General features: G+C 63.1%; 18 protein-coding genes and 1 tRNA gene. 10 read left to right on the top strand and 9 right to left on the bottom strand.

Features of this window, described 5'->3' with window-relative positions; translation table 11 throughout:
- Positions 1-467 precede the first annotated feature (467 nt).
- On the top strand, positions 468-2294 hold the full coding sequence (locus PHAMO_RS05790) for an SLC13 family permease (protein ID WP_002727348.1): 1827 nt from the start codon (positions 468-470) through the stop codon (positions 2292-2294).
- A 227-nt stretch (positions 2295-2521) separates the two neighbouring features.
- Here the strand turns inward: PHAMO_RS05790 and PHAMO_RS05785 are convergent.
- Positions 2522-2595, bottom strand: a tRNA-Gly gene (locus PHAMO_RS05785).
- A 113-nt stretch (positions 2596-2708) separates the two neighbouring features.
- Positions 2709-3854, bottom strand: coding sequence for an acyltransferase family protein (locus PHAMO_RS18360; RefSeq protein ID WP_002727347.1), 1146 nt, complete (start codon positions 3852-3854; stop codon positions 2709-2711).
- A 368-nt stretch (positions 3855-4222) separates the two neighbouring features.
- Between PHAMO_RS18360 and PHAMO_RS19300 the strand changes: the two genes are divergently transcribed.
- The gene (locus PHAMO_RS19300; protein WP_002727346.1) at positions 4223-4453 is read left to right on the top strand and encodes a hypothetical protein; all 231 of its coding nucleotides are present in this window, start codon (positions 4223-4225) and stop codon (positions 4451-4453) included.
- 204 nt (positions 4454-4657) lie between these two features.
- Complete coding sequence (locus PHAMO_RS05770) at positions 4658-6358, top strand: DEAD/DEAH box helicase (protein WP_040566214.1); 1701 nt, start codon at positions 4658-4660, stop codon at positions 6356-6358.
- Between the two features lie 107 nt (positions 6359-6465).
- Here the strand turns inward: PHAMO_RS05770 and PHAMO_RS05765 are convergent, their stop codons facing one another.
- The 4 genes from PHAMO_RS05765 to PHAMO_RS05750 form a co-directional block, all read right to left on the bottom strand.
- Entirely contained in the window at positions 6466-9216 is a 2751-nt protein-coding gene (locus PHAMO_RS05765; protein WP_002727344.1) for a hsp70 family protein, read from the bottom strand.
- A 41-nt stretch (positions 9217-9257) separates the two neighbouring features.
- The gene (locus tag PHAMO_RS05760) at positions 9258-11087 is read right to left on the bottom strand and encodes an Hsp70 family protein (protein WP_002727343.1); all 1830 of its coding nucleotides are present in this window, start codon (positions 11085-11087) and stop codon (positions 9258-9260) included.
- A 39-nt stretch (positions 11088-11126) separates the two neighbouring features.
- Complete coding sequence (locus tag PHAMO_RS05755) at positions 11127-11795, bottom strand: DUF2760 domain-containing protein (protein WP_202801556.1); 669 nt, start codon at positions 11793-11795, stop codon at positions 11127-11129.
- A 132-nt stretch (positions 11796-11927) separates the two neighbouring features.
- On the bottom strand, positions 11928-12986 hold the full coding sequence (locus PHAMO_RS05750) for a hypothetical protein (protein WP_002727338.1): 1059 nt from the start codon (positions 12984-12986) through the stop codon (positions 11928-11930).
- A gap of 116 nt (positions 12987-13102) precedes the next feature.
- Between PHAMO_RS05750 and PHAMO_RS05745 the strand changes: the two genes are divergently transcribed.
- From PHAMO_RS05745 to PHAMO_RS05725, 5 genes are all read left to right on the top strand, one after another.
- Positions 13103-13771: a TetR/AcrR family transcriptional regulator gene (locus PHAMO_RS05745; protein WP_002727337.1), complete on the top strand. Its 669-nt coding sequence runs from the start codon at positions 13103-13105 to the stop codon at positions 13769-13771.
- Complete coding sequence (locus tag PHAMO_RS05740; RefSeq protein ID WP_002727336.1) at positions 13768-14724, top strand: HlyD family secretion protein; 957 nt, start codon at positions 13768-13770, stop codon at positions 14722-14724. The genes PHAMO_RS05745 and PHAMO_RS05740 overlap by 4 nt, the downstream gene beginning before the upstream one ends.
- Entirely contained in the window at positions 14721-15677 is a 957-nt protein-coding gene (locus PHAMO_RS05735) for an ABC transporter ATP-binding protein (RefSeq protein ID WP_002727335.1), read from the top strand. Before PHAMO_RS05740 ends, PHAMO_RS05735 begins: the two co-directional genes overlap by 4 nt.
- Positions 15677-16816, top strand: coding sequence for an ABC transporter permease (locus PHAMO_RS05730; protein ID WP_002727334.1), 1140 nt, complete (start codon positions 15677-15679; stop codon positions 16814-16816). Before PHAMO_RS05735 ends, PHAMO_RS05730 begins: the two co-directional genes overlap by 1 nt.
- 98 nt (positions 16817-16914) lie before the next feature.
- Positions 16915-19260 (top strand): mechanosensitive ion channel domain-containing protein, encoded by a 2346-nt coding sequence (locus tag PHAMO_RS05725; RefSeq protein ID WP_002727333.1) that lies wholly within the window; start codon positions 16915-16917, stop codon positions 19258-19260.
- On the opposite strand, the gene PHAMO_RS05720 is transcribed toward PHAMO_RS05725, so the two are convergent.
- Positions 19257-19586 (bottom strand): hypothetical protein, encoded by a 330-nt coding sequence (locus PHAMO_RS05720; protein WP_002727332.1) that lies wholly within the window; start codon positions 19584-19586, stop codon positions 19257-19259. The genes PHAMO_RS05725 and PHAMO_RS05720 overlap by 4 nt on opposite strands.
- Before the next feature lie 261 nt (positions 19587-19847).
- Here PHAMO_RS05720 and PHAMO_RS05715 point away from each other — a divergent pair, with 261 nt between their 5' ends.
- Positions 19848-20339 carry a TIGR00645 family protein gene (locus PHAMO_RS05715; protein WP_235720800.1) on the top strand — a complete coding sequence of 164 codons (492 nt, stop codon included), beginning with the start codon at positions 19848-19850 and terminating at the stop codon, positions 20337-20339.
- Between the two features lie 133 nt (positions 20340-20472).
- Positions 20473-21468 (top strand): bile acid:sodium symporter family protein, encoded by a 996-nt coding sequence (locus tag PHAMO_RS05710; protein WP_002727330.1) that lies wholly within the window; start codon positions 20473-20475, stop codon positions 21466-21468.
- A gap of 15 nt (positions 21469-21483) precedes the next feature.
- Here PHAMO_RS05710 and PHAMO_RS05705 read toward each other — a convergent pair whose 3' ends face one another.
- Both PHAMO_RS05705 and PHAMO_RS05700 read right to left on the bottom strand, forming a co-directional pair.
- The gene (locus tag PHAMO_RS05705; RefSeq protein WP_002727328.1) at positions 21484-22293 is read right to left on the bottom strand and encodes a glycoside hydrolase family 25 protein; all 810 of its coding nucleotides are present in this window, start codon (positions 22291-22293) and stop codon (positions 21484-21486) included.
- A gap of 290 nt (positions 22294-22583) precedes the next feature.
- A complete protein-coding gene (locus PHAMO_RS05700) occupies positions 22584-23441 on the bottom strand; it encodes an LD-carboxypeptidase (protein WP_002727326.1) in 858 nt (285 codons plus the stop codon).
- Positions 23442-23497: the final 56 nt, after the last annotated feature.

The following is a 23497-nucleotide window of genomic DNA, read 5'->3' as shown; positions in this document are numbered from 1 at the left end:
AAAAAGACGATGCCGCCTGATCGCCAGGAGGGGTGAACCACTGATATTCTCGAGAAAGCTTGGAGCGGGTGAAGGGAATCGAACCCTCGTCGTAAGCTTGGGAAGCTGTTTTGGGGTGGCTTGCTCGCTGCGCCAGATGAAAATATCGCATTATATCAGGTATATGTGCTCGCACGCGGCTTGCGTGGGATTGCGGTGCTTTTCATAGGAAGTGTCCCAAATCGTCCCATGATTCCCCCGTTCCTCAGCCGCACCGAGGTCCCCCTTTTGAACGGACGAGTCATCTTGGTTCATGTGTGGGCTGGATGTGTCGGCGGGCGAGGGGAAGGGATGCCCTAACCAATGGGGCATCCCTCTTGTCATAGGGGGCGGTGGTGGCGGTCTGTTGTATTAGGGGGGGATGATCCTGGCGGGTATCCGTCCAGACGAGAAGCCCCGTCCCCCCCCTCCGGAGCGCGCCCGCCGCCATGACCACCGACCTTGCCATCGTTCTTGCCTTTCTTGCCGCCGCGATTGTGATGTTCGCGCTCAACCGCCCGCGCATGGACGCGGTGGCGGTGATGATCATGGTCGCCTTGCCCCTGACCGGGATCATCAGCGTGACCGAGGCGCTGGCTGGGTTTGCCGACCCGAACGTGATCCTAATCGCCGCCTTGTTCGTGATCGGCGAAGGGCTGGTGAGAACCGGCGTCGCCCAACGGCTGGGGGATGCCCTGGTCCGCCGCGCCAGAGGCGATGAGACGCGGCTGCTTGTGTTGCTGATGGTGATTGTCGCCGGGATCGGCTCGGTGATGAGTTCGACCGGTGTGGTGGCGATCTTTATTCCGGTGGTGCTGCGGATGGCGCGGAGCGCCGGGACCTCCCCCGGCCAGCTGATGATGCCGCTCAGTGTCGCGGCGTTGGTCAGCGGCATGACCACCTTGGTGGCGACGCCGCCGAATCTGGTGGTACACGCCGAACTGATCCGCCACGGGTTCGAGGGGTTCGGCTTTTTTGATTTCACCCCCTTCGGCCTGCCGATTCTCGGGCTTGCCATCCTTTACATGATGGTCGCCCGCCGCTGGCTGTCCGCGCGCCATCCGGTGGCGGTGCCCTCGGGGCGTCCGCGTCTGGCCGATTGGGTCGCGCAATACGATCTGGCCGAGCGGGAGTACCGATTGCGGGTGAGACCCGGATCACCGCTGGTCGGGCGGCGGTTGGAGGGGTTGGATATGCGCGCCACCTCGGGGGTCAACATCGTCGCCATCGAGCGGTCGAGTCGGATCGGCGAACGGTTTGTTGCCGCCACCGCCGCCACGGTTCTGAATGACGGCGATGTGCTTCATCTCGACCTGTTCGCGCCGACGATCGACATCGACGCGGTGGCCCGCCGATATCACCTGGAGCGGTTGCCGCTGGGCGACCAGTCCTTGGCCGATCGCCGCCAGACCATCGGCATGGCCGAGGTGATGGTGCCGCAGACCTCGACACTGATCGGCAAGACCGTGGTCGAGGCCCGGTTTCGCACCACCTATGGGCTGCATGTCATTGGGCTGAAGCGGGGAGGGACCCCGCATAAGGGCAGTGTGCTCGACCGTCATTTGGGGTTGGGCGATACCCTGCTGCTGATCGGTCCCTGGAAGGCGATCCGCCGGTTACAGGGCGAAAGCCAGGATTTGTTCCTGCTGCCGCTGCCGATCGAGGTCGATGCGGTGATGCCGGCGGCGGCGCGCACGCCTTATGCCCTGGCGGTTCTGGCGGTTGTCGTCGTTCTGATGGTCGGCGGGGTTGTTCCCAACGTCCAGGCGGCGCTGTTCGGCTGTCTGCTGCTGGGGCTGTTCCGCTGCATTGATTTCAATGCCGCTTATCGCTCGATCCATTGGCAAAGCCTGGTGCTGATCGTCGGCATGTTGCCGTTCGCGCTGGCGTTACAACGGACCGGAGGGGTCGAACTTGCCGCCGGATTGTTGCTTGATAGCGTCGGGCGGACCAACCCCCACGCGGTGCTGGCCGGTCTGTTCGTCGTGACCGCCGGGTTGGGGCTGTTCATCTCCAATACCGCGACCGCCGTTCTGATGGCCCCGGTGGCCCTGGCCGCCGCAAGCGACCTGGGGGCGTCGCCCTATCCCTTCGCGATGGTGGTCGCCCTGGCTGCCTCGGCTGCCTTCATGACCCCGGTGTCCTCGCCGGTCAACACGCTGGTGATGGGGCCGGGCCGCTATACCTTCCGCGATTTCGTCCGCGTCGGGGTGCCGTTCACCGTCCTGGTGATGGGGGTCAGCGTCGGGCTGGTGCCGTGGCTGTTTCCGTTTTAGGGGGTATGAACATTGTCCCCATCCCTGGCCCAGGGAACCACCCTCCCAGGAATACAGTGACGGGTCGTCTCACGGGCCTCGCGTTCGGCGAGGTCGGATACTGGCGCGCTTCGAAGGGCACGTCCGGAGGATAAATTTCGGTTTTCGGCAATTTTTCGGGACACCGCCGTCTTACGGCCTCTGTCCCATTTTGTCCCAAGAAAGGGAGCCGTTTTCGGCTAAGTGCTTGGAGCGGGTGAAGGGAATCGAACCCTCGTCGTAAGCTTGGGAAGCTTCTGCTCTACCATTGAGCTACACCCGCATTCTTGGAAAAGGCGTTTTGGCTCTTTTCCTCGAAAGGGAGCGGCATTATGCCAGAATACGGAAATATGGCAAGCCTATCGTTTTTGCGCTGGGCGCGGCGGGATCCGGTGGTCAGGAGCGGGCTGGTGCCGGATGAGACCAGGGGCGTTCGACAGTAAGATAGGTGATGATGGACAGTAGGATCGCGGTGGTCCCGATCATCAGTACCGCTCCCTGAAAGGCCCAACCGTCCAGGGCGGCGAACCGTTCCACTCCGAAAATTTGCTCGGCAAACAGATGCAGCACCATGTGATGCAGCAGATAGACGCTGTAGCTGATCATACCGAGGAAGCGTAACGGACGGGCGCGCAGGATCGCCCACGGGCCTATTCCAGACGAAGCGCCAAGAAAGATCAGGGTGATCAGGCCGACCTGGGGCAAGCCATAGATATCGTGATAGCACGCGAGGAGAACCGCCAGCGACACGATGCCGAGTCCAGCCCAGACGCGCGGTGGCAGGGTTTGGCGGGCGTTGAGATCGGCGGCGATCAGACCCGCTGCGAAATAGGCATAGAGCAGGTTGTCGGCGGAGCCGAACGCCGCCAGGGCCAGACCGGCGGCATACAGAACCCAGGGGCGACGGCCGCGGGCGAACAGGGCCAACAGCGGCAGACACAGGACGAACTGCCATTCGTAGCGCAGGGTCCAAACCACCACTTCGATAAAATAGGTCTGGGGACGGCCGTTGATGTCGGGCAGCGCCAGGAAATCGAAACTGAGCCATTGTCCGATTTCGACGATCAGTTCGGCAGGCGAGACATTAAGTACGAAGCCGGTTTCCGCCATTACGATGGCGACCAGGACCGCCACCGCCACCGCATACATCGGTCCCAATCGGCGCAGTCGTCCGATCAGCAGCCGGGGCCAGTCGATCCGTGCCCCGGTCAACAATCGCTTCCAGTAAAGCGAGGCGGTGATGACGAAGAACAGAGCAACGGCAGCTTCGCCCGCCAGATTATTGAAATTGCCGACCGGCGGTTCATACCGTCCGGTGGCGCAATAATCACGGACGATCAGGCTGTGATGGAGCACCACCAGCAGACTGAGAGCGCCGCGCAATCCGTCAAGTTCGCCCGTGCGGCCCGACGCGCCGCCCAGCACAGAGTCGGCGAGGCGAGGGAAGGCCTTCAGCAATCCTCCCGCCAACAGGAAGACCAGGACCGCGACCGACCCTAGTCCAGCCAGGGTCGATAGGGTGGAGATCATCGTCGTATTCATTCGGTGAACCGATCCCGCTCGAAATAGGGTGCCCGCCTAGGCCGCTGCAACGCGACGGCACTCGGAGCTGGATCGGATATGGGTACGACCGATCAGAGGGAAAATACTTATTACTGAAATCAGTCTGAGCCGCAAGAACGGCCATCGCCGCGCCGTATCGCCGGTACGGACGGGCGATGTGAGCTGTATTCACGACGTATCGGGTCGTGTAGGCTGGTGCCAGGGATATGGGCGGGATGTTATCGGTGATGTTAAAACCCATTATTGTAGCGGTTGGATCTGCTCTTCTGCTTGCAGGGTGCGTCGAGCGGTATTGGGATAAACCCAACGGAACTCCTGGAGAATGGGAGCAGGTCAAGGCGGCTTGTATGTTGGAAGGCGCTGGGAAGGTTCCCGTCATCCCCGTCTACGTTCTCGATCCCGGCAGTTCCCATACGTCGCATTATTGCGATAAGAGTCGCCGTAATTGCTCGACCTACGATACGGTTACCCCCCCGTCCTATCGGCAGGAGGATGCGAATGCCGCTCTGCGTGATCAGGTCGTTCGAGGTTGCTTCGCTCGTAACGGCTGGACCGAAAAGACGCGTTCTGTTCACTAAGTAATCGCGTTTTAGTTGACACAATGACGCTCCCCATCCGGGGAACAGTGAATTTCGGGTGACGACGGCGGGAAACGTGCTATCCAATCGCTTTGGTCGGCATCGCTCGTCGCCGCCGATTCCTTCCTGGCCCACGGCACCCTCGTGGAGCCGGTTCCGCGCCAGGCATTGATGCTCCCAACGCACGAAAGCAACGCTCCAAACATGGTCTTTTTTCCTGTGGGCCATCCGCTCACCCAAGCTCTGACCGAGCGCGACTACACTGAATTGACCGCCGTCCAGACGGCGGTGCTCGACCCCGGTGCGAAGGGGCGCGACTTGCTGGTTTCGGCGCAGACCGGATCGGGCAAGACGGTTGCCTATGGTCTCGCCATCGCCGACACCTTGCTGGGCGATGCCCTGACGTTGGAACCGGCGGACGAACCGATCGCCCTGATCGTCGCTCCCACTCGCGAACTGGCGCTTCAGGTCCAGCGCGAATTATCGTGGCTGTATCAGCATGCCGGTGGGCGGGTTGTGTCCTGCGTCGGAGGCATGGACCCCCGCGCCGAACAGCGGATGCTGGCGAAGGGCGCGCACATTGTCGTCGGAACGCCGGGACGCCTGCGCGACCATCTGGAACGGGGCGGTCTGCGGATCACCCGGTTGAAGGCGGTGGTGCTCGACGAAGCGGACGAGATGCTTGATCTCGGCTTCCGCGAGGATCTTGAGTTCATCCTTGAGGCGACGCCGCAGGATCGCCGTACCTTGCTGTTCTCGGCGACGTTGCCCAAGGCTATCGTCGCCCTGGCCAAGCAATACCAGCGCGATGCTTGGCGCATCGCCGTTTCGGCCGGGCAGCAAGGCCATGCCGATATCGAATACCGTGCCGTCCGCGTCGCCCCCAACGAAGTCGAGCATGCGGTCGTCAATTTGCTGCGCTTTGTCGAATCTCCGGCGACGTTGGTGTTTTGCAACACCCGCGATTCGGTCCGTCACCTTCAGGCAATCCTGCTCGAACGTGGGTTTGCCGCCGTCGCTTTGTCCGGCGAACTGGGGCAGAACGAGCGCAATCAGGCGCTACAAGCGCTGCGTGATGGTCGAGCCAGGGTCTGCGTCGCCACCGATGTCGCGGCGCGCGGCATCGATCTGCCCAATATCGGGCTGGTGATCCATGCCGAATTGCCGCAGAACGCTGCGACGATGCAGCATCGTAGCGGCCGCACCGGCCGTGCCGGGCGCAAGGGTATCAGCGTTCTGCTGGTGCTGCTGTCGCGCCGCCGCAAGGCCGAACAGTTGCTTCAGTCCGCGGGCGTTCACGCTATCTGGGGCGGTGCGCCTTCGGCCGAGGATATCCGCAAGCTCGATCAGGAGCGGCTGCTGCAAAGCCCGTTCGTCACCGAGGATCTGAGCGAGGACGATCTGGCGATGGCCAAGGCTCTGCTGGCCGAGCGGTCGCCCGAAGACATCGCTGCGGCTCTGGTGCGGATGTACCGTTCGCATCTGCCCGCCGCCGAGGATGTGTTCGATCCGGGCGAAGGTGCGCCGGCGCCGCGCGATCCGTCCGAACCTCGTCGTCCCCGTCGCGAAAGCGCTCCGGGTCAGCATGTCTGGTTCCGCCTGAATGTCGGTCGGCAGAAGAACGCCGATCCGCGCTGGCTGATCCCGATGATCTGTCGCCAGGGCAAGATCACCAAGCAGGAGATCGGTGCGATCCGTATCTTCGAGCGCGAGACCCGGTTCGAGATCGACGTCGCGGCGGCGGACAAGTTCCTCGCCTCGGTCACCCGGATCGAACGGGGCGATGTTCGTATCGAGCCGTTGGGCGATTCCGGCCCGGCCGAGGGCGAAGCCCGCCCGAGCCGGACGACGGATCGGACCGAGCGTCCCGCCTCCCGGCCACGGGCTCCGTCGCGGAAATCATAACGGGTTCGGGACTTTGGACTGCCTGTCGATCTGGTCTGGAGCCAGGAACGGGGAGCATCCAAAGTCCCACTCCCGCCGTTATATTGCCTCTCGCCGGGCGAGGCCTGTCAGGTGGACAGGATCAGGCCCGGTGGTACGTCGTCGCTGAAATAGCCGATCAGATCGGCGCGTTCGACCGCCACCACGGTCTTTAGCCGCGCCGTCCGCGAAGGCGAGACTCCGCATTTTTCCAGCCGGTTGGCGATCTTGAACCGTAGCGATTCGCCAGGATCGATCGTGCGGTCGGCGACGGCACGGGCGGCGCGCAGGAACAAAGTTTGCGCCTCGACCAATTCCGGGTCGGCCCAATCGAAGCCGCGTAACGCGTCGAACGCCTGCTCGACCAGGGCGGGCGGCATCACTCCTTCCGGCCCGGAATGGAACGGAGTGCGGTTTAACAGCGATCCCAGTGCCGCCAGATAGGGGGCGCAATGCTTGTGTTCTGTTGCCAGCGCCGCCGCGCTGTCGATGAAGCGGCGCACCAGATCGGCCTTGAGGTCGGGGCCGAGTCGTTCGAACGCGCCGACCATTCGGATCAGTTCAGGCGCGGCGGATTTGGTCTGAACGATCCGCGCCATTTCGGCGTTCGCCAGCACTTCCTGTCGCTCGCGATCAAGCCCCCCGGCTAGTCGCCGCCACAGGATGTGCTCTTGCACCCGGACCCGTTTGCCGGGAAAGCGCGCTCCCGCCTCGCGCAGCCGCCACAATGTATCGATCCGGGCTTCGTCCTGGGCAACGCCAAAGCCGGGACGCAACAGGAACCCGGCGACAGCCAGCCACGTTTCCTCATGTTCGACCGACAAGCCGAGGCCGTCGCGGCAGCGCTCCAGGCTGGGCCATAGGGCGCGCAGCAGCACCGCGTTCCATGCGCCGCGCGGTAGCCCCAGGATCTGTTCCAGACTTTGCAGCAGCCGGGGCGCGGTCAGCTTCTCGCCCTTGCCGACCGGCCGTCCCAGCGCGGCCTCGATCCGGGAAGCGGCGGCTTCGATCCGGTCCTGCGGTGCATTCGCCTCAGCCTGGATCGGGGCGGCTTCGGCTCCAGCCCGATCCTGTTGGCGCAGGTTGAAATCGAGCGGCCAGCACTGATTGAGACCGGGGGTGCGGCTGCGGATCGACACCTGCAACAGTCCCAATTCATTGACGCGAGCGACCAGACCGACCGGGATGGTTTCCTCGGCCGTGGCTCCGTCCGGGGCACGCAGCACTGTTTCCAGCGGCGGCAGCGCACGGAAGCGTTCGGGATCGAGCGCCACGATGTCGCCCAGCCGAACCGCATCGTGGCGAGTCGAGGTGTGGACGCGAAAGCTGACCATCCGATCGAGGCGGAGGCTGAGATCCAGTCCCAGCGGCTCGAAATCACGCTCGACCGTCGCACCGTGGGGCAGAAGGCACACCAGCGAACGGGCGGTCTCGCCGTCCTCGTCGCGGTGGGCCTCGATGAACACGGCGCGGGCCGCTCCGGCTTCGATCGCTCCGGTGTGGCGATGGCGCAGCCAACCGGAATAGGCGGCCCCACGTGCGACCGCGAGGTCGAGTTGTCCGTTGTCCAGAATTTGGGGCGCGATCCCGTCCTGCCACGCCGCGATACGGTCGCGCAGCTGTGCGCGCAGCCGTTGGGGCTGGAGCGAGCCGCCGTTGAACAGCACCGCGTCGATCCGGGGGCGGTCATGCAGGAAATCGGCGAGGTGGCGGGTAATGGCTCCGTCGAAGGCGTAGGGCAGCCCCCATTCCTTGATCGCGGTTGCCGCGCGCTTGGGCTGCTCGTCCGCTCCGCATGCAGGGAAAAAGCCATCGAACAGCAGGGTATCGAGATCGGCGCGCGACAGTTCGGCGGTCAACGCGCCGCCGATCAGGCCCGATCCGCGTCCCGGTACCGAGACGGTGAAGACCTCCTCGGCGGCACCGTCCTCTGCCAAAACCCGTTCCTTGAGGGCGCGGCAGGAGGCGACCAGATGTTCCCATTGCGCGGCCGATAGTGGAGCCAGTCCCCGCGTCAGGCGTGGCTCCATCAGATGGGCGAGGGCGAGATCGATATTGTCGCCGCCAAGCAGGATATGGTCGCTGACCGCGACCCGGACGATGCGCGGGGCATCGGCGCCGACGTCGCGCCGCAATTCGAACAGGCTGAAATCGGTGGTGCCGCCGCCGACATCGACGACCAGAACGTGGTGCCGCTCGTTCTGCGGATCGGGCAGCGCCGCCCAGATGTCGCCGCCGTCGTGGCGTTGTTCCAGCCACCAGGCGAAAGCCGCTTGAGGCTCTTCCAGCAGGCGGGTGCGCTCGGGCAGTCCGGCATCGCGGGCGGCGTCGAGAGTCAGACGCTGTGCCACCGCGTCGAACGAGGCCGGAACAGTGATGGTGATGTCCTGGGCGTCGAAGTGCCAGTCTGGTCCCTGTGCGGCGAACCGAGCGTCCCAGGCCGACCACAGGTGGCGCAGGATCAGCGCCGAGGCCGCGACCGGAGAAATCTTGTCGGCGGCGGCCATCTCGTCGCCACCCCAGGGGAGGAATTGGGCCGAGCGGTCGGCGGCGTGGTGGCACAGCCACGATTTGGCTGACAGAACAACCCGTCCAGGCACCTCTCCCGCCTTGCGCCGGGCCAGCCGCCCGACGACCCAACCGCCCGCGCCGCCGTCAAGCGGGGCTTCCGGCCAATAAAGGGCAGACGGCAGTGTCGCCGCCTCGGTGTGCGTCGTCTCGCTGTCCCATTGCGGGATTGGCAAGACCTCGGTACCGCCGTCTCCGTCGAACGGCGCATAGGCCAGGGCGGAATTGCTGGTACCGAGATCGATGCCGATGCTGAAACGAGGCTGGGCCATCACACGAACACACCGATCTGGAGGAAAAGGACGGTCGCCGATTATTCGGTTCTGACCTGGAACTCGACTTTCCAGCGGCGGTCGGAGCGGGTGTGCTTCATCCACACTTCAAGAGTGCCGACATCGGTGACGAGTGCGTTGACCTGGACCGGCACGGGCTGGCCGGGAGGGACGCCCTCGACCTCGGGCAGGACGATTTCGAGGAGACTTACCTCCTGCAACTCGCGTTCGGCATCGGGCAAAACCGTTCCGGCGGTATCGCCGCTGCGGACATCGGAGGCAAAGAAACGGAATTCTGCCGGGTGTCCGGTCAGCAGGGCCAGATCGCGTCCTTCGATCACGATTTCGCTGCCTTCCTCCATGCCCTGCGGCACCACGCACAGCGCTTTTAGTGGCGGCGAGAAGCCGGGTACCGCCGGCATCGAGGACTCAAGTCCGATATAATAAGACCTTGCAGCCCCGGCCTTGACCCGAATGCCCTTGCCGGTCAGGCGGATGCGGCCGAACACCGCCGCGCCCTTGGCGACGGCAAGGTCGGGCTGTGCCCCCGACAATTCACGCACCGTCGCGCCGTCGCTCCAACTGCGCAGCAGGTCCAGCACCCGCGCCCGGATCGGTGCGGCTTTGAACACGCCACCGTTGAACAGTACGGCGGTCGGGGCAAGGAAACGTCCGCCCAACCGTTCCGGCCCGATCCGCGCCGACAGCATGTCGCTGGCCCGGACGTTTTCCAGGCTGCGCACCAGGAAGCGGGCCAGATGCTTACTGACGACCGGATCGGCGGCATAAGCCAGACCGAATTCCTGCAACCCGGCCCGCCGCGCCGCTTTCGGCATGTCGTCGATGTCGGTGCGGGCGAAGAACCCATCCAGCACAATCGCTTGAAGCGTCGCCCGGTCAAGCCGGGTCGAGATCGAACCGCCGAACAGGCTGGAGCCGCGCGACGGCACCGTGATCGGCACTTCGGTCAGCGAATCGTCTTCCAGCATCGCCACCTTGGCCCTGGACGCCGAATGGACCAGAGATAGGAACTGCACGTCGCTGATCTGCTTGCCCTCGGCTTCCAGCCCGGCCCGGAGCGTATAGGCCAGCGCCAGATCCATGTTGTCGCCGCCGAGCAGGATGTGCTCGCCGACGCTGACGCGATCAAGGTCAAGCTCGCCATTGGTTTCCGATACCGCGATCAGGCTGAAATCGGCGGTGCCGCCACCGACGTCGCAGACCAGAACGATGTCGCCGGGGCCGATCTGCGCCCGCCAGTCTCGCCCGGCCTGATCCGCCCAGGCGTAGAAGGCAGCCAGCGGTTCTTCCAGCAGGGTGACCCGGCCCAGTCCGGCGGCCTCGGCAGCCTCGGCGGTCAACGTCCGCGCCACTTCGTCGAACGAGGCGGGGACGGTCAGAACCACCAGCCCATCGGACAAAGCGGATTCCGGCACGGTCTGGGCGACGCTACGACGCAGATGGTCGAGATAACGGCGCGAACATTCGAATGGCGACAGCTTTTCCCCGACGCTTTCGGACAGCCAGGGCAGAACCGGCTGGCGGGGGTCGATATGTGGGTTGGACAGCCAGGACTTTGCCGAGGTCACCAGCCGGTCGGGGACCAGCGCGCCGTGATCTCGGGCGAACTGTCCGACGAGGGCGGTTCCGGCCTCGTTATCCGGCCAGGGCAGCGGAAAGGCTCCGGCAGGGAATTCGTCGGGGTGGGGCAGGTACAGCGCCGATGGCAGGGTCGGGCGCTCGCCGATTTGGTTGGGGCCAAGAACCTGGGTGATCCCCAGGATTTCACTGTCCGTGCCTTCGGCCCCGGCCCGCGCAACCGCGCTGTTGCTGGTCCCGAGATCGATGCCGAAACTAAATCGCTGGGTCATTGAATCCGCCGCGTCGTTACTGTTGCCGGTTAAGAAAAACTAGCGAAGCTCGATTTCGGCCGGAGCAATCGCGGGCAGGCGGGCTTCGTCCGCCCTGACCAGACGCGGCAGCCGAACCGATTCGGTCCGCCAACCGTGATGGATCAGCGTCCCCGAGAACGGCGCTTCGCCGCCGATGCGGCCGACCAGACGGTATTCGTCGGCGGCGAACCCAGCCGGAACGGTGATGCGGGCACCCTCGGCCTCATCCCTGACCGGACGGATGCTGAAATGCTCGGTCAGCACGGCGCGACAGCCTTGGTGCAGGACACGGGCAGCGGCACCGACCTGAGCATCGCTATAGGGGGTAACGTCGTCCATCAGGAAATCGACCAGCCGCCCTTTGTCCTGCAACAGGGCTAGGAAGCTGACGACTTCGGCCTCGGCATTGATGGCCGGAGCCGCTGGGGGAAGAGGAGCCGCGGCGGGAAGCGGCTGGGCCGGTTCGGGCACAGGCTCCGGCTCGGCCCGCGATGCTACGGTGACAGGGGCGATGCGAACCCGCTCGGCCAGCAGCGCCAGAAACAGAACCGACGCGCTGAGTGACATCGCTTTCGGCAGCACGGCGCGAATCGTCTCGCCGTAGGGGGCGAGCAGGGCGTCCGGCACCAAGCCGAGTGTCGATAAGACGACGAGGACGAACGCGACAGCGATGATAAGTATTCGCACGGACACCGATCCCCCTCTACAAGCTCCCGGCACGACCCTCCCGCGAATAAGCGGGGTGAAAAGGTAGAGTTGCGAGACGGGGGCTGTGTTTCAATTCCCTAGGCTCATCCATATTTCCCCCCGTCACCGCTGTCAACGCCGGAGTCGGATATCGCTTTCGGCGGCGGGCTGGGCGAGCGGTGGCAGCCGCGCCTGCACCGATTCGGGTAGCAGGCTGACCACCGGACGCCGTGCCCGTTGCCAGAACGCCGACAACAGCAGCAGCGCCGAGCCGATCACCAGAGCGGCCAGCGCCTCGGTCGCGCCGGGCGTTCCGGCGGCTTCGAACAATGCGCTGATCGCATAGAACACATAGGCCAGCGCGGAAACCAGCAGGGCGCGGCGATCGACTGCCAGCGCGACCAGGGCGAGGATGAGGTAGACCGCGACGGCAATGATGGCGACGACCTCTTCGCTGGAGCCACCGTCGATTACCCCCAGCATCGAGAAGGCGGGGTGGACGATCAGCGGCGCGGCGGCCAAATGCAGCCAGAAGGCGACGTCGGATCTCCGTGTCATGCGGGTGCGGTCGCTGGAATCCCACCGCATCGCCAGGGCGAAGGCGACCAATCCGCCCGCCAGCATCAGAGGCATCCCTCCATGCAGGCGCAGTGGTGGAACGAGGGCCAGCAGCAGCGCGGCCACGGTCAGGATTGCCGCGCCCGCTCCAGCGGCGACGGTGATTGGCACCATGAAACGCCGCCAATGCAGCCAGGCGGCCCCGGCGGCCAGCGCGGCGCATCCGGCCAGCGGATAGCCCATGTTGGTTCCGACCAGCAGATCGGTCGAGGTGACCTGTCCGGCGGCGGCGAGAAATACGCCGCCAACGAAACCGAGCAGCAGAAGGATGCTGGGCAGTGCCATCCGTCGCCGTCGGGTGAAGTACTCGGCCAGCCCCCAACTGAGGATCGCGACGAACAGTCCGCCGCCGCTGGATCCGACCTGTCCGCCCAGCCAGCCGGCCGCCGTCAGCATCAACAGCAAGGCGATGGCGACGAAGATATCGTTGAAGCCGGTCAGCAGGCGGAAATGTTCTTCGTCCGCAGCGGGAGCCGCGGCACGGCGGGCGATGAAATTGCGTAAATCCGTCGCTGCTTCCGGGCTGATGGCTCCGGCCGCGACGGCCGCATCAAGATCGTGATCGGTATACATGGGGGTCTCATCCGGTGGTCCGAGAGCGTCGCGCACTATAGCCGCAAGAGGGTGATCTTGACAGGGGAAGGGGACAGACCTAAATTAATGACTAACCAGTCAGTAAGTTATGGATCATGACCCAAGCTTCCGCCCCGTCTCATCCCGTTTCTCCCGGTTTTGTCTCGCGCCGCCGCCGCCGCAAGGATGCGCGCCCCGCCGAGATTCTCGACGCCGCGCTGGAGGTGTTCAGCGCCAAGGGATTTGCCGCGGCGCGGCCAGACGAGATCGCGGCGCGGGCCGGGATTTCGAAGGGGACGCTCTATCTGTATTTCCCCAGCAAGGAAGAGCTGTTCAAGGCGATGGTGCGCCAGACCGTGCTGCCCAATGTTGGCGAGTTGGAAGAGTGGGCCAAAGGCTTCGACGGTTCGGCCGCTGAGATGTTTCGCGGATTGCTGGCTCGGATTGCCCGGATCTTTACCACCAGCGCGATAGGGCGGATGCCAAAGATCATTATCAGTGAGGCCACCGCTTTTCCCGATCTGGCTCAGTTTTGGGTAACCGAAGTGGTCGAGCGCGCCTTTGCCATCATGCGGGGCATTCTGGACCGGGGTGTCGCCGCTGGAGACTTTTCCCCGATCCGGGTCGAGGCGGTGATCGTGCTGTTCTCGCCACTGCTGATGCTGGCGGTCTGGAATCACTCGATCGGCCCAGCGGTGGGGCGGTCGCTCGATCCCGATCTGATCGCAGACGAGGCTGCGCGGATTCTCCTCGACGGACTTCGGGTACGGGAGGGCGTGGGATGAAACGGCTTGGTCCGATCGTCGGTCTGATGCTGCTGGCGGCCTGCGGCGAGGAAACCGTTCCGGTCCAGGGTTATGCCGAGGGCGATTATCTGCGGGTCGGGGTGCCGACAGCAGGCCAGGTGGCGAATGTCGCGGTCGAACGCGGCCGCTGGGTCGAGGCAGGCGATTTGCTGTTCTCGCTCGACCGGACGACGGAACAGGCGGCGGTGGCCGAGGCGCGGGCCAAGCTGGAGCAGGCCCGGCACCAGCGCGACAACCTTTTGACCGGCAAGCGTCTGTTGGAATTGCGGGCAATCGAGGCGCAGCGCTCGCAAGCCGAGGCCGATCTGCGTCTGGCCGAGATCCAGGTGCGGCGGCAGGAGGCTCTGGTCCGCTCCGAAACAACGTCACAGGCCAGTCTGGATAACGCCCGCGCCATTTACGAACGCGACCGGGCGCGGGTGGTCGAATTGTCGGCTCAACTCGCCTTTGCCCGCGAGGGCGGACGCAGCAGCGAAATTCGAGCCGCCGAAGCGGCGGTTGACGCCGCGCGGGCGGCGCTGGATCAGGCCGAATCCCGGCTGGCGCAACGTAGCGCCGAAGCCCCCCAGGCGGCGCGGGTCGAAGACGTGCTGTTCCGTCCGGGCGAAACCGTCGCCGCAGGGCAGCCGGTGGTCAGCTTGCTGCCGCCCGGCAACATCCTGGTTCGATTTTACCTCAACCCCGATCAGGTCGGGCGGATCGCCCTGGGGGCTGAAGTGGCTTTCTCCTGTGCGGGGTGCCCGACCGGCCAGAGCGCGGCAGTCAGCTTCATTGCCCGTGAGGCCAGCTATGTCCCGCCGATTCTTTATTCGCGTGACAACAAGGATAAGCTGGCCTTTCTGGTCGAGGCGCGACCAATTGCCGCGGCCGACCGTTTGCGGCCAGGGCAACCAGTCTCGATCACCCTGCCGCCACTCGGTGCGGTAAAATGACCGCCGCCGCGCCTGCCATCGCCGTCGAGGGGCTGAGTAAATCCTTTGGTGGGCGGATGGTGGTCGATGCGCTGTCTCTGACGGTGCCGGCGGGCAAGATCATGGGGTTTCTTGGTCCCAACGGTTCGGGGAAGACCACGACCATCCGACTGTTATGTGGGTTGTTGACCCCCGATCATGGGCGAGGAACCTGTCTTGGCCTGGATATCCTGACCCAATCGCACGAGATCCGGCGTCAGATCGGCTATATGACTCAGAAGTTCTCGTTCTACGAAGATCTGTCGATCGTCGAGAACCTCGATTTTGTGTCTCGCGTGTTCGATCTCCCCGACCGTAAGCGCAAGGTCGCCGATACGCTGGAGCGGCTGGGGCTGGCCGATCGCCGCCATCAATTGGCCGGGCAATTGTCGGGCGGGTGGAAGCAACGCCTCGCCCTGGCCGCCTGTATCCTGCACGAGCCGCGTCTTTTGCTGCTCGACGAGCCGACCGCCGGGGTCGATCCCAAGGCCAGACGCGACTTCTGGGAGCAGATTCACGCCCTGGCCGCCGACGGGCTGACGGTGCTGGTCTCGACCCATTACATGGATGAGGCCGAGCGTTGCCACGAGATTGCCTATCTCGCCTATGGCCATCTGTTGGCGCGGGGAACCGTCGCCGAGGTGATCGCCGATGCCGGTCTGATCACCTTCACCGCCCAGGAATCGGGAACCGGGATGAAGCGGATCGCCGACCTGGCCCGAGCGCTGGCCGGATTGCCGGGCCTCGATCTGGTGGCGCCGTTCGGTTCTGCTCTTCATGTCGGCGGCGGCGATGCCGCTTTGCTGCGGCACAGCCTCGCCCCTTTCCTGGGCGATAGCGATTTCGTCTGGCGCGAGGACGCCCCGACCCTGGAGGATGTCTTCATTCATCTGATGAGCAGCTCGACCGATAATTTCGCCGGAGGGGTGCGGTGATGAGCCGGTTTGGTGTTTCGGCTCATCGGTTGTGGGCGATGATCCTCAAGGAATTCATCCAGATGCGGCGCGACCGTCTGACCTTCGCGATGATGGTTGGAATTCCGCTGATTCAGTTGATCCTGTTCGGCTTTGCCATTAATTCCGATCCCCGCCATCTGCCGTTGGCCGTGCTCGATGCGGATCGCGGCCCGTTCGGCCGCGCTCTGGTCGCGACGATGCAGGTGTCGCGCTATTTCGATCTGGTCCACTTCGTCGCCAACGAAGACGAGTCGGAACAATTGCTGGCCGAGGGCCGGGTTCAGTTCGTCGTCACCATTCCCGCCGATTTCTCCCGCCGTGTCGCTCGGGGCGAGCGCCCCGCGCTGCTGGTCGAGGCCGACGCCACCGATCCGGCGGCGACCTCGGGGGCGCTGGGAGCGCTTGAGACGCTGGCCCGCACCGCCCTCGACCGCGATCTGACCGGCTCTCTGACCGGGTTGAAAGCGACGCCGCCGCCGTTCGAGTTGCGCATTCACCGCCGTTATAACCAGGAAGCCGATACCCAATACAATGTCGTCCCCGGCCTGATGGGGGTGGTGCTGACGATGACGCTGGTGATCATGACGGCGCTGGCCGTCACCCGTGAACGCGAGCGCGGCACGATGGAAAACCTGCTGGTGATGCCGCTGCGCCCGATCGAAGTGATGTTGGGCAAGATCGCGCCCTATGTCCTGGTCGGCTATATTCAGGTGGCGGTGATTGTCGTCACGGCGCGGCTGGTTTTCGCCGTTCCGATTGTCGGCAGTCTGTTGTTGCTGACCCTGACCAGCATTGTGTTTATCGCCGCTAACCTTGCCATCGGCTTCACGTTCTCGACGGTGGCGAAGAACCAGACTCAGGCGATGCAACTCAGCTTTTTCTTCTTTCTGCCCTCCATTCTGCTGTCGGGTTTTATGTTTCCATTCCGGGGCATGCCGGTTTGGGCCCAGTATCTGGGCGAAATCCTGCCGCTCACCCATTTCCTGCGGGTGGTGCGTGGCATTATGCTGAAGGGCAATGGGCCGGGCGAGATCGCGGCCGAAGTCGGTGCTCTGGCGGCGATCTTGCTGGTGGTCAGCGTGATCGCGGTTCGGCGCTATCGCCAGACGCTCGACTGACGCCGCTTCGTGCCCGGCGCAACCTGGATCGGCGCTGACGATTCGGGTATGTGTGCTACCAATAGACACTTAATGTCGCGAACTTGGATATCTAAAAGATGAATAACCTGAGCCGGATCGTTCTGGTCACCCTGCTGTTGCTGACCGGAGGCGAGGGGATGGCGCAGGGACTGCCCTCGCTAACCGGCGCAAACAGCGCTCTTCCGGCGGCAGCGGCCCCGGATCCGGTTGCCGATTCTCAAGCCGAGGCAGAGTCGCTTGAGGCTGAGTTGGAAGAGGCCGGAACCGAATATGCCCGCACCGCGAAGGCCGCTATTCCGGCGGCGGCGCTGCCTGCCGAGGTGGTCGAGCGCGATTATTTGTTGGGCGAACTGATGGCGGTGCTGGAACGCCATCTGGACATCATTACGCGTCGGCCCGAGGCGCTGCGTCGGGTTGCGGACCAGGAAGAAAAGACCCGCGCCTGGACCCCCAATCCGACGCCGCCCCCGGTGTCGATCCTGGCGGTGGATCACCAGCGCGATTTGCTTGAAGATACCCGCGCTCGGTTGAAGGCGGCGACTCAGCGCGAGGGATTCCGCGACCAGCAGATCGCGAGTGAGGAAAAGCGGCTGAAGGCCAGCGAAGTTCTCGTCCGCCAGCAGAGCGAGCGGATCGAAACGGCCCAGGGGGAGCAGAACAAGACCCGCGAAATCTGGCTGCGTGATTTGGCTCGGCTGCGTTCCCGCTCCGCTGCCGCCAGCATGGGCGAGGCCAAGGCGGCTAAAAGCATCGACCATGCCGAGATCGCCGAACTGCGTTCCCTGGCCCAGGTGCAGGAACTGCAACTGGCCGAGATGCGTCGCAACGAGCATTTCACCGAGGCAGAGTTGAATGCGGTGCTGGCCGATCTCGACCGCCAGATCTCTCCGTTGCAGATCCGGTTGATCCGACAGCAAGCCGTCAGCACACAGTCGCACCGCCAGTTCGATCAGGCCCAGCGTGCGTTGAGCGCATTCAAGACAGCCAATCCCGCGACACCCGTTAAGGGAAGCGCGATGGATTTGCGCCTGAAGAAGCTGGAACGCGAGGTGTCGCTGCGCCGCTTGCAAATCGATACCGACGATCTGATCGACGACACGCTGCGCCGGATGATCGAGGCGCGTGGCTGGGAACGGGCCGGATGGCAATTTCGCTGGTATCTGTTCAACGGCAAGGACGACCGCGACAAACTACGCGAAGCCGAGGCGAACCTGACCCTGACGGTACAGAAGCTTGAAAACTGGCAGCATTACCTCCGCGACGAAATCACCCGTACCACTCCGTTTGGCGGAGAGGATAACCCGCCGCGGGTCGTGGCTCAGTCGAAGACCGATGCCCAGGACAACGCCGCCCTGCGTGATGCCTATCGCCAGCGCTCTGTCATCTTGCGCGATGCGCTCAAGCTGGTGGATAGTCTGTTGCATACCTTCCGTGCTTGGGGTCAGGACCTTCTGATCCGTAACGGGGAAAAGCCGCTGACCTCGGTCGCGCGCGAGGGCTGGTCATCGATTATCTATGCCGCTCGCGCCGTGTGGGATTTCGAGCTGTTCTCGGCCGAGGACCGCATGGAAGTCGATGGGCGCCGCATTACCGCCGTTCGCAGCGTTACCGTCGGCAAAAGCCTGGGCGTGATCCTGCTGGTGGTGTTGGGGGCGGTGCTCAGTCGCCGTCTTCTCAACATGCTGGGCGCAATCGCATCAAGCCAGTTCCGTCTGCCCAAGAACTATGCCAGCACGATCGTGCGGTGGCTGCACATCGTCATCGTTACGATGCTGTTCATCATCGCGCTGTACGTTGCCAACATCCCGCTGACGGTGTTCGCATTCCTGGGCGGCGCGTTGGCGATCAGTGTCGGTTTCGGCACTCAGGTGATTCTGAAAAACCTGATCAGTGGGATTATTCTGCTGGTCGAACGGCCGCTCCGGGTCGGCGATATCGTCGAGGTCGGCGCGGTCAGCGGCACGGTGACCCATATCAACATCCGTTCTTCGACAGTACGGACCTCGGACGGGATCGAGATCCTGGTGCCGAACTCGACCTTCATCGAAAGCAACGTCACCAACTGGACCTATAGCAACGCCAAGGTTCGCCGTTCGGTTTCGGTTGGAACCGATTATTCGACTCCGCCGGAAAAGGTGGCCGAGGTTCTGATGTCGGTAGCCCGCAAGCATCCCTCTTTGCTGGAAGACCCGTCTCCGTGTGTTTTGTTGGATAATTTTGGGCCGGATTCGAACAATTTCATCCTGCGCTACTGGATCGATTATGCCAGCGGTGCCGATAGTTCGAAGGTCGCCTCGGAGATTCGTTTCATGATCTCCGCCGATCTGGCGGCGGCGGGCATTTCGATCCCGTTCCCCCAGCGGGTCGTACATCTGCGCAAGATGCCGGATGAGTCTCCGATTGCCGATGAGGGGACGGTTTAAGTCCGATCATCGGGCGGCGTGCAGCAGCATTGATGCCGCAGCCGCGAGTGCGAACGGATGTTATCGTCCTGGAACGCGGCCCAGGCCCGGCTCCAGCGGTGAAGGGCGCGGTCGGACAAAGCAAGTCCGGCCGCGATCATCTGTGGTTCCAGTTCTGCCAGCGTTGCAATCTGAAGATCGTAGGACAGCGCGACTTGCCGCCCGTCGCCAAGCGGCTGGACGGTTCCTATTCCCCGGATCGCCGCGACCCGTTCCAGAATTGCCGGACTGGCTGGGGCGGTCAGCGTAAGGCGTTGGGTTCGGGGCAGGGGGGTATGATGGGACATGGCAACCGTTGAGTGGGGGGCAAAAGTCGATCGGTCGCGAGGATGTTGGTTCGCCATCCAACCTCGCCATCGAGGGGGCGTCAAGCGCCAGGAATGGAACTGCCGGTCCGGGCGCAGAGCTATGCCGAAGAACATGACATTGCCACAATTCCCCGTCACACTAGAGGAGTCCCTCCTCTTACTGATCGATGACACATGAGCCACGCCCCTAACAGTCCTGTTCATCAACAGCAGATTAAGATACTGAATCCAGCAGAAAAATTGCTTTCTATCACGATTTTTTCCAGTCGCTGGCTCCAGGCTCCACTCTATTTCGGTCTGATCGTCGCCCAAGCCCTTTACGTCTATATGTTTCTCAAAGAACTGTGGCATCTGGTCTATACGATCGACACGGTTCAGGAAGCCGAGTTGATGCTGATCGTCCTCGGTCTGATCGACGTTGTGATGATCTCTAACCTGCTGATCATGGTGATCATTGGTGGTTATGAGACGTTTGTTTCCCGCCTTGGCATGGACAATCACCCGGATCGCCCGGAATGGCTGGGACACGTCAACGCATCGACGATGAAGATCAAGCTGTCGATGGCGCTGATCGGGATTTCGTCGATCCATCTGCTCAAATCCTTCATCAACGTCTCGCAAATGGAATGGCAACATGTCGCCTTACAGGTGCTGATCCATTGCATCTTCCTGGGTTCGGCGATGGCAATGGCCTGGACTGCGCGGGTAACCGAACAATTGTCGCAGAATTGATGCGGCGTTCCCTCTGGTCTCCTCGTGGAGGGGGCGTATAAGCTCGGGCTTTCCCGCCCGACAACACGGGTCTGTGTTGTGTCCGGGCGGCGATAGAGTCTTATTTCCGGGGTTATTTTGGAGTCCCCCGATCGTGTTGTCTCGCTTCCGCCTCGATTCCTTTACCCTTATCCTGTGCGGGACCGTCGTTCTTGCGTCGGTTCTGCCTGGGCGTGGTACTTTCGCCGCGTATTTCCACGATTTCTCGAATTTCGCGATCGCGCTGCTGTTTTTTCTCCATGGTGCCCGCCTCTCGCGTGAGGCTGTGTTTGCCGGGGCGACTCACTGGAGGCTGCACCTCCTGGTTCTCGCCTGCACGTTCGTGATGTTTCCGGTTTTAGGGTTGGCAATCAAGGCGGTCGCGCCCACTTGGCTGTTGCCGGAGCCGCTGGCCATCGGGGTGCTGTATCTCGCCTGTCTGCCATCGACAGTGCAGTCTTCGATTGCGTTCACCTCAATCGCGGGCGGCAATGTCCCGGCAGCGATTTGCAGCGCTTCTGCCTCGAACCTGATCGGGGTACTTCTTACCCCGTTCCTGGTCGCGTTGCTGATAACCTCGCAGGATGGCGGCGGAATTTCGCTCGATTCGGTCGAGGCGATCATGCTGCAACTGCTGGTCCCGTTCATCGCCGGGCAGCTTTTGCGGCCCTGGATCGGCGGCTGGGTGACGCGGCACAAGCTGCTGGTCGGTCTTGTCGATCGAGGTTCGATTCTGTCGGTGGTCTATATCGCCTTCAGCGAAGCGGTGGTACACGGCCTGTGGCAGCAGATGCCGCTGGACGGGCTGATCGGGATGATCGTGATCGATCTTGTCCTGCTTGCCGTGGTGCTGGTTCTGACCACGCTGTTCAGCCGTTGGCTCGGTTTCAACAAAGCTGATGAAATCACGATCGTGTTCTGTGGCTCGAAGAAGAGTTTGGCAAGCGGGGTGCCGATTGCCAACGTCCTGTTCCCGGCGGCGCAGGTCGGCATGATCGTGCTGCCGATCATGCTGTTCCACCAGATCCAACTGATGGCCTGCTCGGCTTTGGCGCGACGCTACGCCCGCCGGTTTGAGTCGAAGGAGGGAGCCGCCTCGTCACAGTCCTGAGGCTGAGGTTCCACTTCAGCCTCGTTTCGACGCCCTGTTGGCGTGGGCCAGCCAGAATTGATCGAGTTCAGCCGTATTGCCACGGAACAGGTTCCGATCGCACCGTTCAATGCCCGATACCGCGCGCGTCTTGGCGCTGTGTGGTCCGCCGTCGCTGGTGTCGCCAGCATATTGCCAGAGATGCCATCCTTTGCCTTTCCATGCGCTGGGAACCTCGGGCTGTATGCGGTAATCACTCAGCCACAATGGACAGTTGGATAGAATCGATCGCGTTGTAATCGGTCCGCCCAGGCTGCGTTCGGAACGGCCCATCGGTCGGCAACTTGCCCAGGCGGCACTGGTGTAAAGCAGGGGGTAACGTCCGGTCGCCGCGAAGATGGTGCGAACGAAGTCCTCGGCTTGGCGGAGATGCATGCTGTTCGAGGGGTTCAACTCGTTCAGTTCAAGATCCAATGCCATGAGCGTTGTCGGCCCCGGACGAGCGGTGGCCAGAAACATCAACGCCTGGTCTTTTCCTGAAAACTGATGGGTGCCGAAATGATAGGCTCCCCATAACAAGCCCGCTGCTTCGGCCTGCTTGCGACGTTTGGCGTAGGCGGGATCGCGCCAGTCGCCGCCCTCGCTTGCTTTGTGGATGACGCCACGGATGTGGCTTTTCGTCCGGGCCAAAGTGAAATCTTTGACGACCGTCATGTAGCTGATGTCGATGACGGCATCGGCCAGGGCGTTTGTCTTTGCCGTCGCGGGCAGAGCGTTTGTCTTTGCCGTCGCCGGCAGTGCCGCGAGGCCTATCAGTCCGGAAAGTACGGCTCTGCGTGTCAGCATGGTATCGAACCGTCTCGGGTGATTGCGATCAAGGCCCAATTCGGAAGGTATCCGCACTCGCCGAAGCGGACGAATAAATTTCTTCCCTTTTCGGGTCTAAATGCCACGAGATTCGTCTCGTGTCTTTTCCAAAAAGGCTCATGACGGGCATGCGATGAACGCACGTGGTGGAGGATGACGAATTCTTCCTCGAAAGAATGTCCGTCGGCGGACCTCACCAGTATGGGGTGCGTCTCCCTGCTTTTGCTAGCCGGTCTGGCGGATCGTGACGCGTGCGAATTGGAGGGATTTCAGCTTCGGTCGGAAATCCATGAGCCGAACGGCACGACCTTATTCTCGATGTCGTGACCGATATCGGCGCGACCTAAATAGGGGATGCCGGAGCGATCGCACCAATAGCGCACGACGTCCTCCTCGCTTTGGCCGAAATCCGGGTCGTTGTCAGGGATGTCGCCGCAGCGGCCGAGTCTGATTCCCGCCACCCGCCGGATTGACGACGTGCTGACGATCTGGCCCAACGCCCGGTCGATTCGGTACATCGGTTCCGACACGTCTTCCAACATCAGAATATGGCCGGTCAGGTCGGGAAGGTACGGTGTGCCGATCAGGTGCGAGAGAATGGTGATGTTGAACGCCGCGTGTGGGATGCCCGGACTCATCGACGGGTCCAGTGCGGCTTTGTCCTGCTCGGTCAGGAAGGCGAGGGCGCGACCGATCGCCGCTTCGCCGCCCCGGCGGTTGAGATCCGCAGGCATCGGGCCGTGGGCGATTCGTCCGATTCCGGCCCCATACAAAGCTCCCAGCATTGCCCCGGCATCGCTATAGCCCAGATAGAGCTTACGCCCCGCCTCCGCCCGCAATCGCGGCAGCACGGTTTCGATCAGCCGGAACGCGCCATAGCCGCCGCGCCCGAACCACAGAGCGTCGAACCGATCGTCATTGGCGATGTCGAGGAACGCTTTGGCCCGATCCGCGTCGGTCCCTGCGAAGTGACCGCAAGAAGCGAAACATTGCGGATGGAACCAGATTTCAGGCAATCGATCCGGGCAGAGACGAGCCGCCGCCGCCGCCAGATTTTCCGGCAGGGACGGGGAAATCCGGTTGCTTGGCGCGGCGATCCCGATTCTGATCCGTCCGGTTGCGCTCAACGACGATGTCCTTGTTACGGCTTGCAAATAGCGGTAGCCGGATTGTAGCTTCCGAC

It is taken from the genome of Magnetospirillum molischianum DSM 120 (genome assembly GCF_000294655.1).
In the GTDB taxonomy this organism is placed as follows: Bacteria; Pseudomonadota; Alphaproteobacteria; order Rhodospirillales; family Magnetospirillaceae; genus Phaeospirillum; species Phaeospirillum molischianum.
This window is presented reverse-complemented; position numbering and strand designations above follow the sequence as displayed.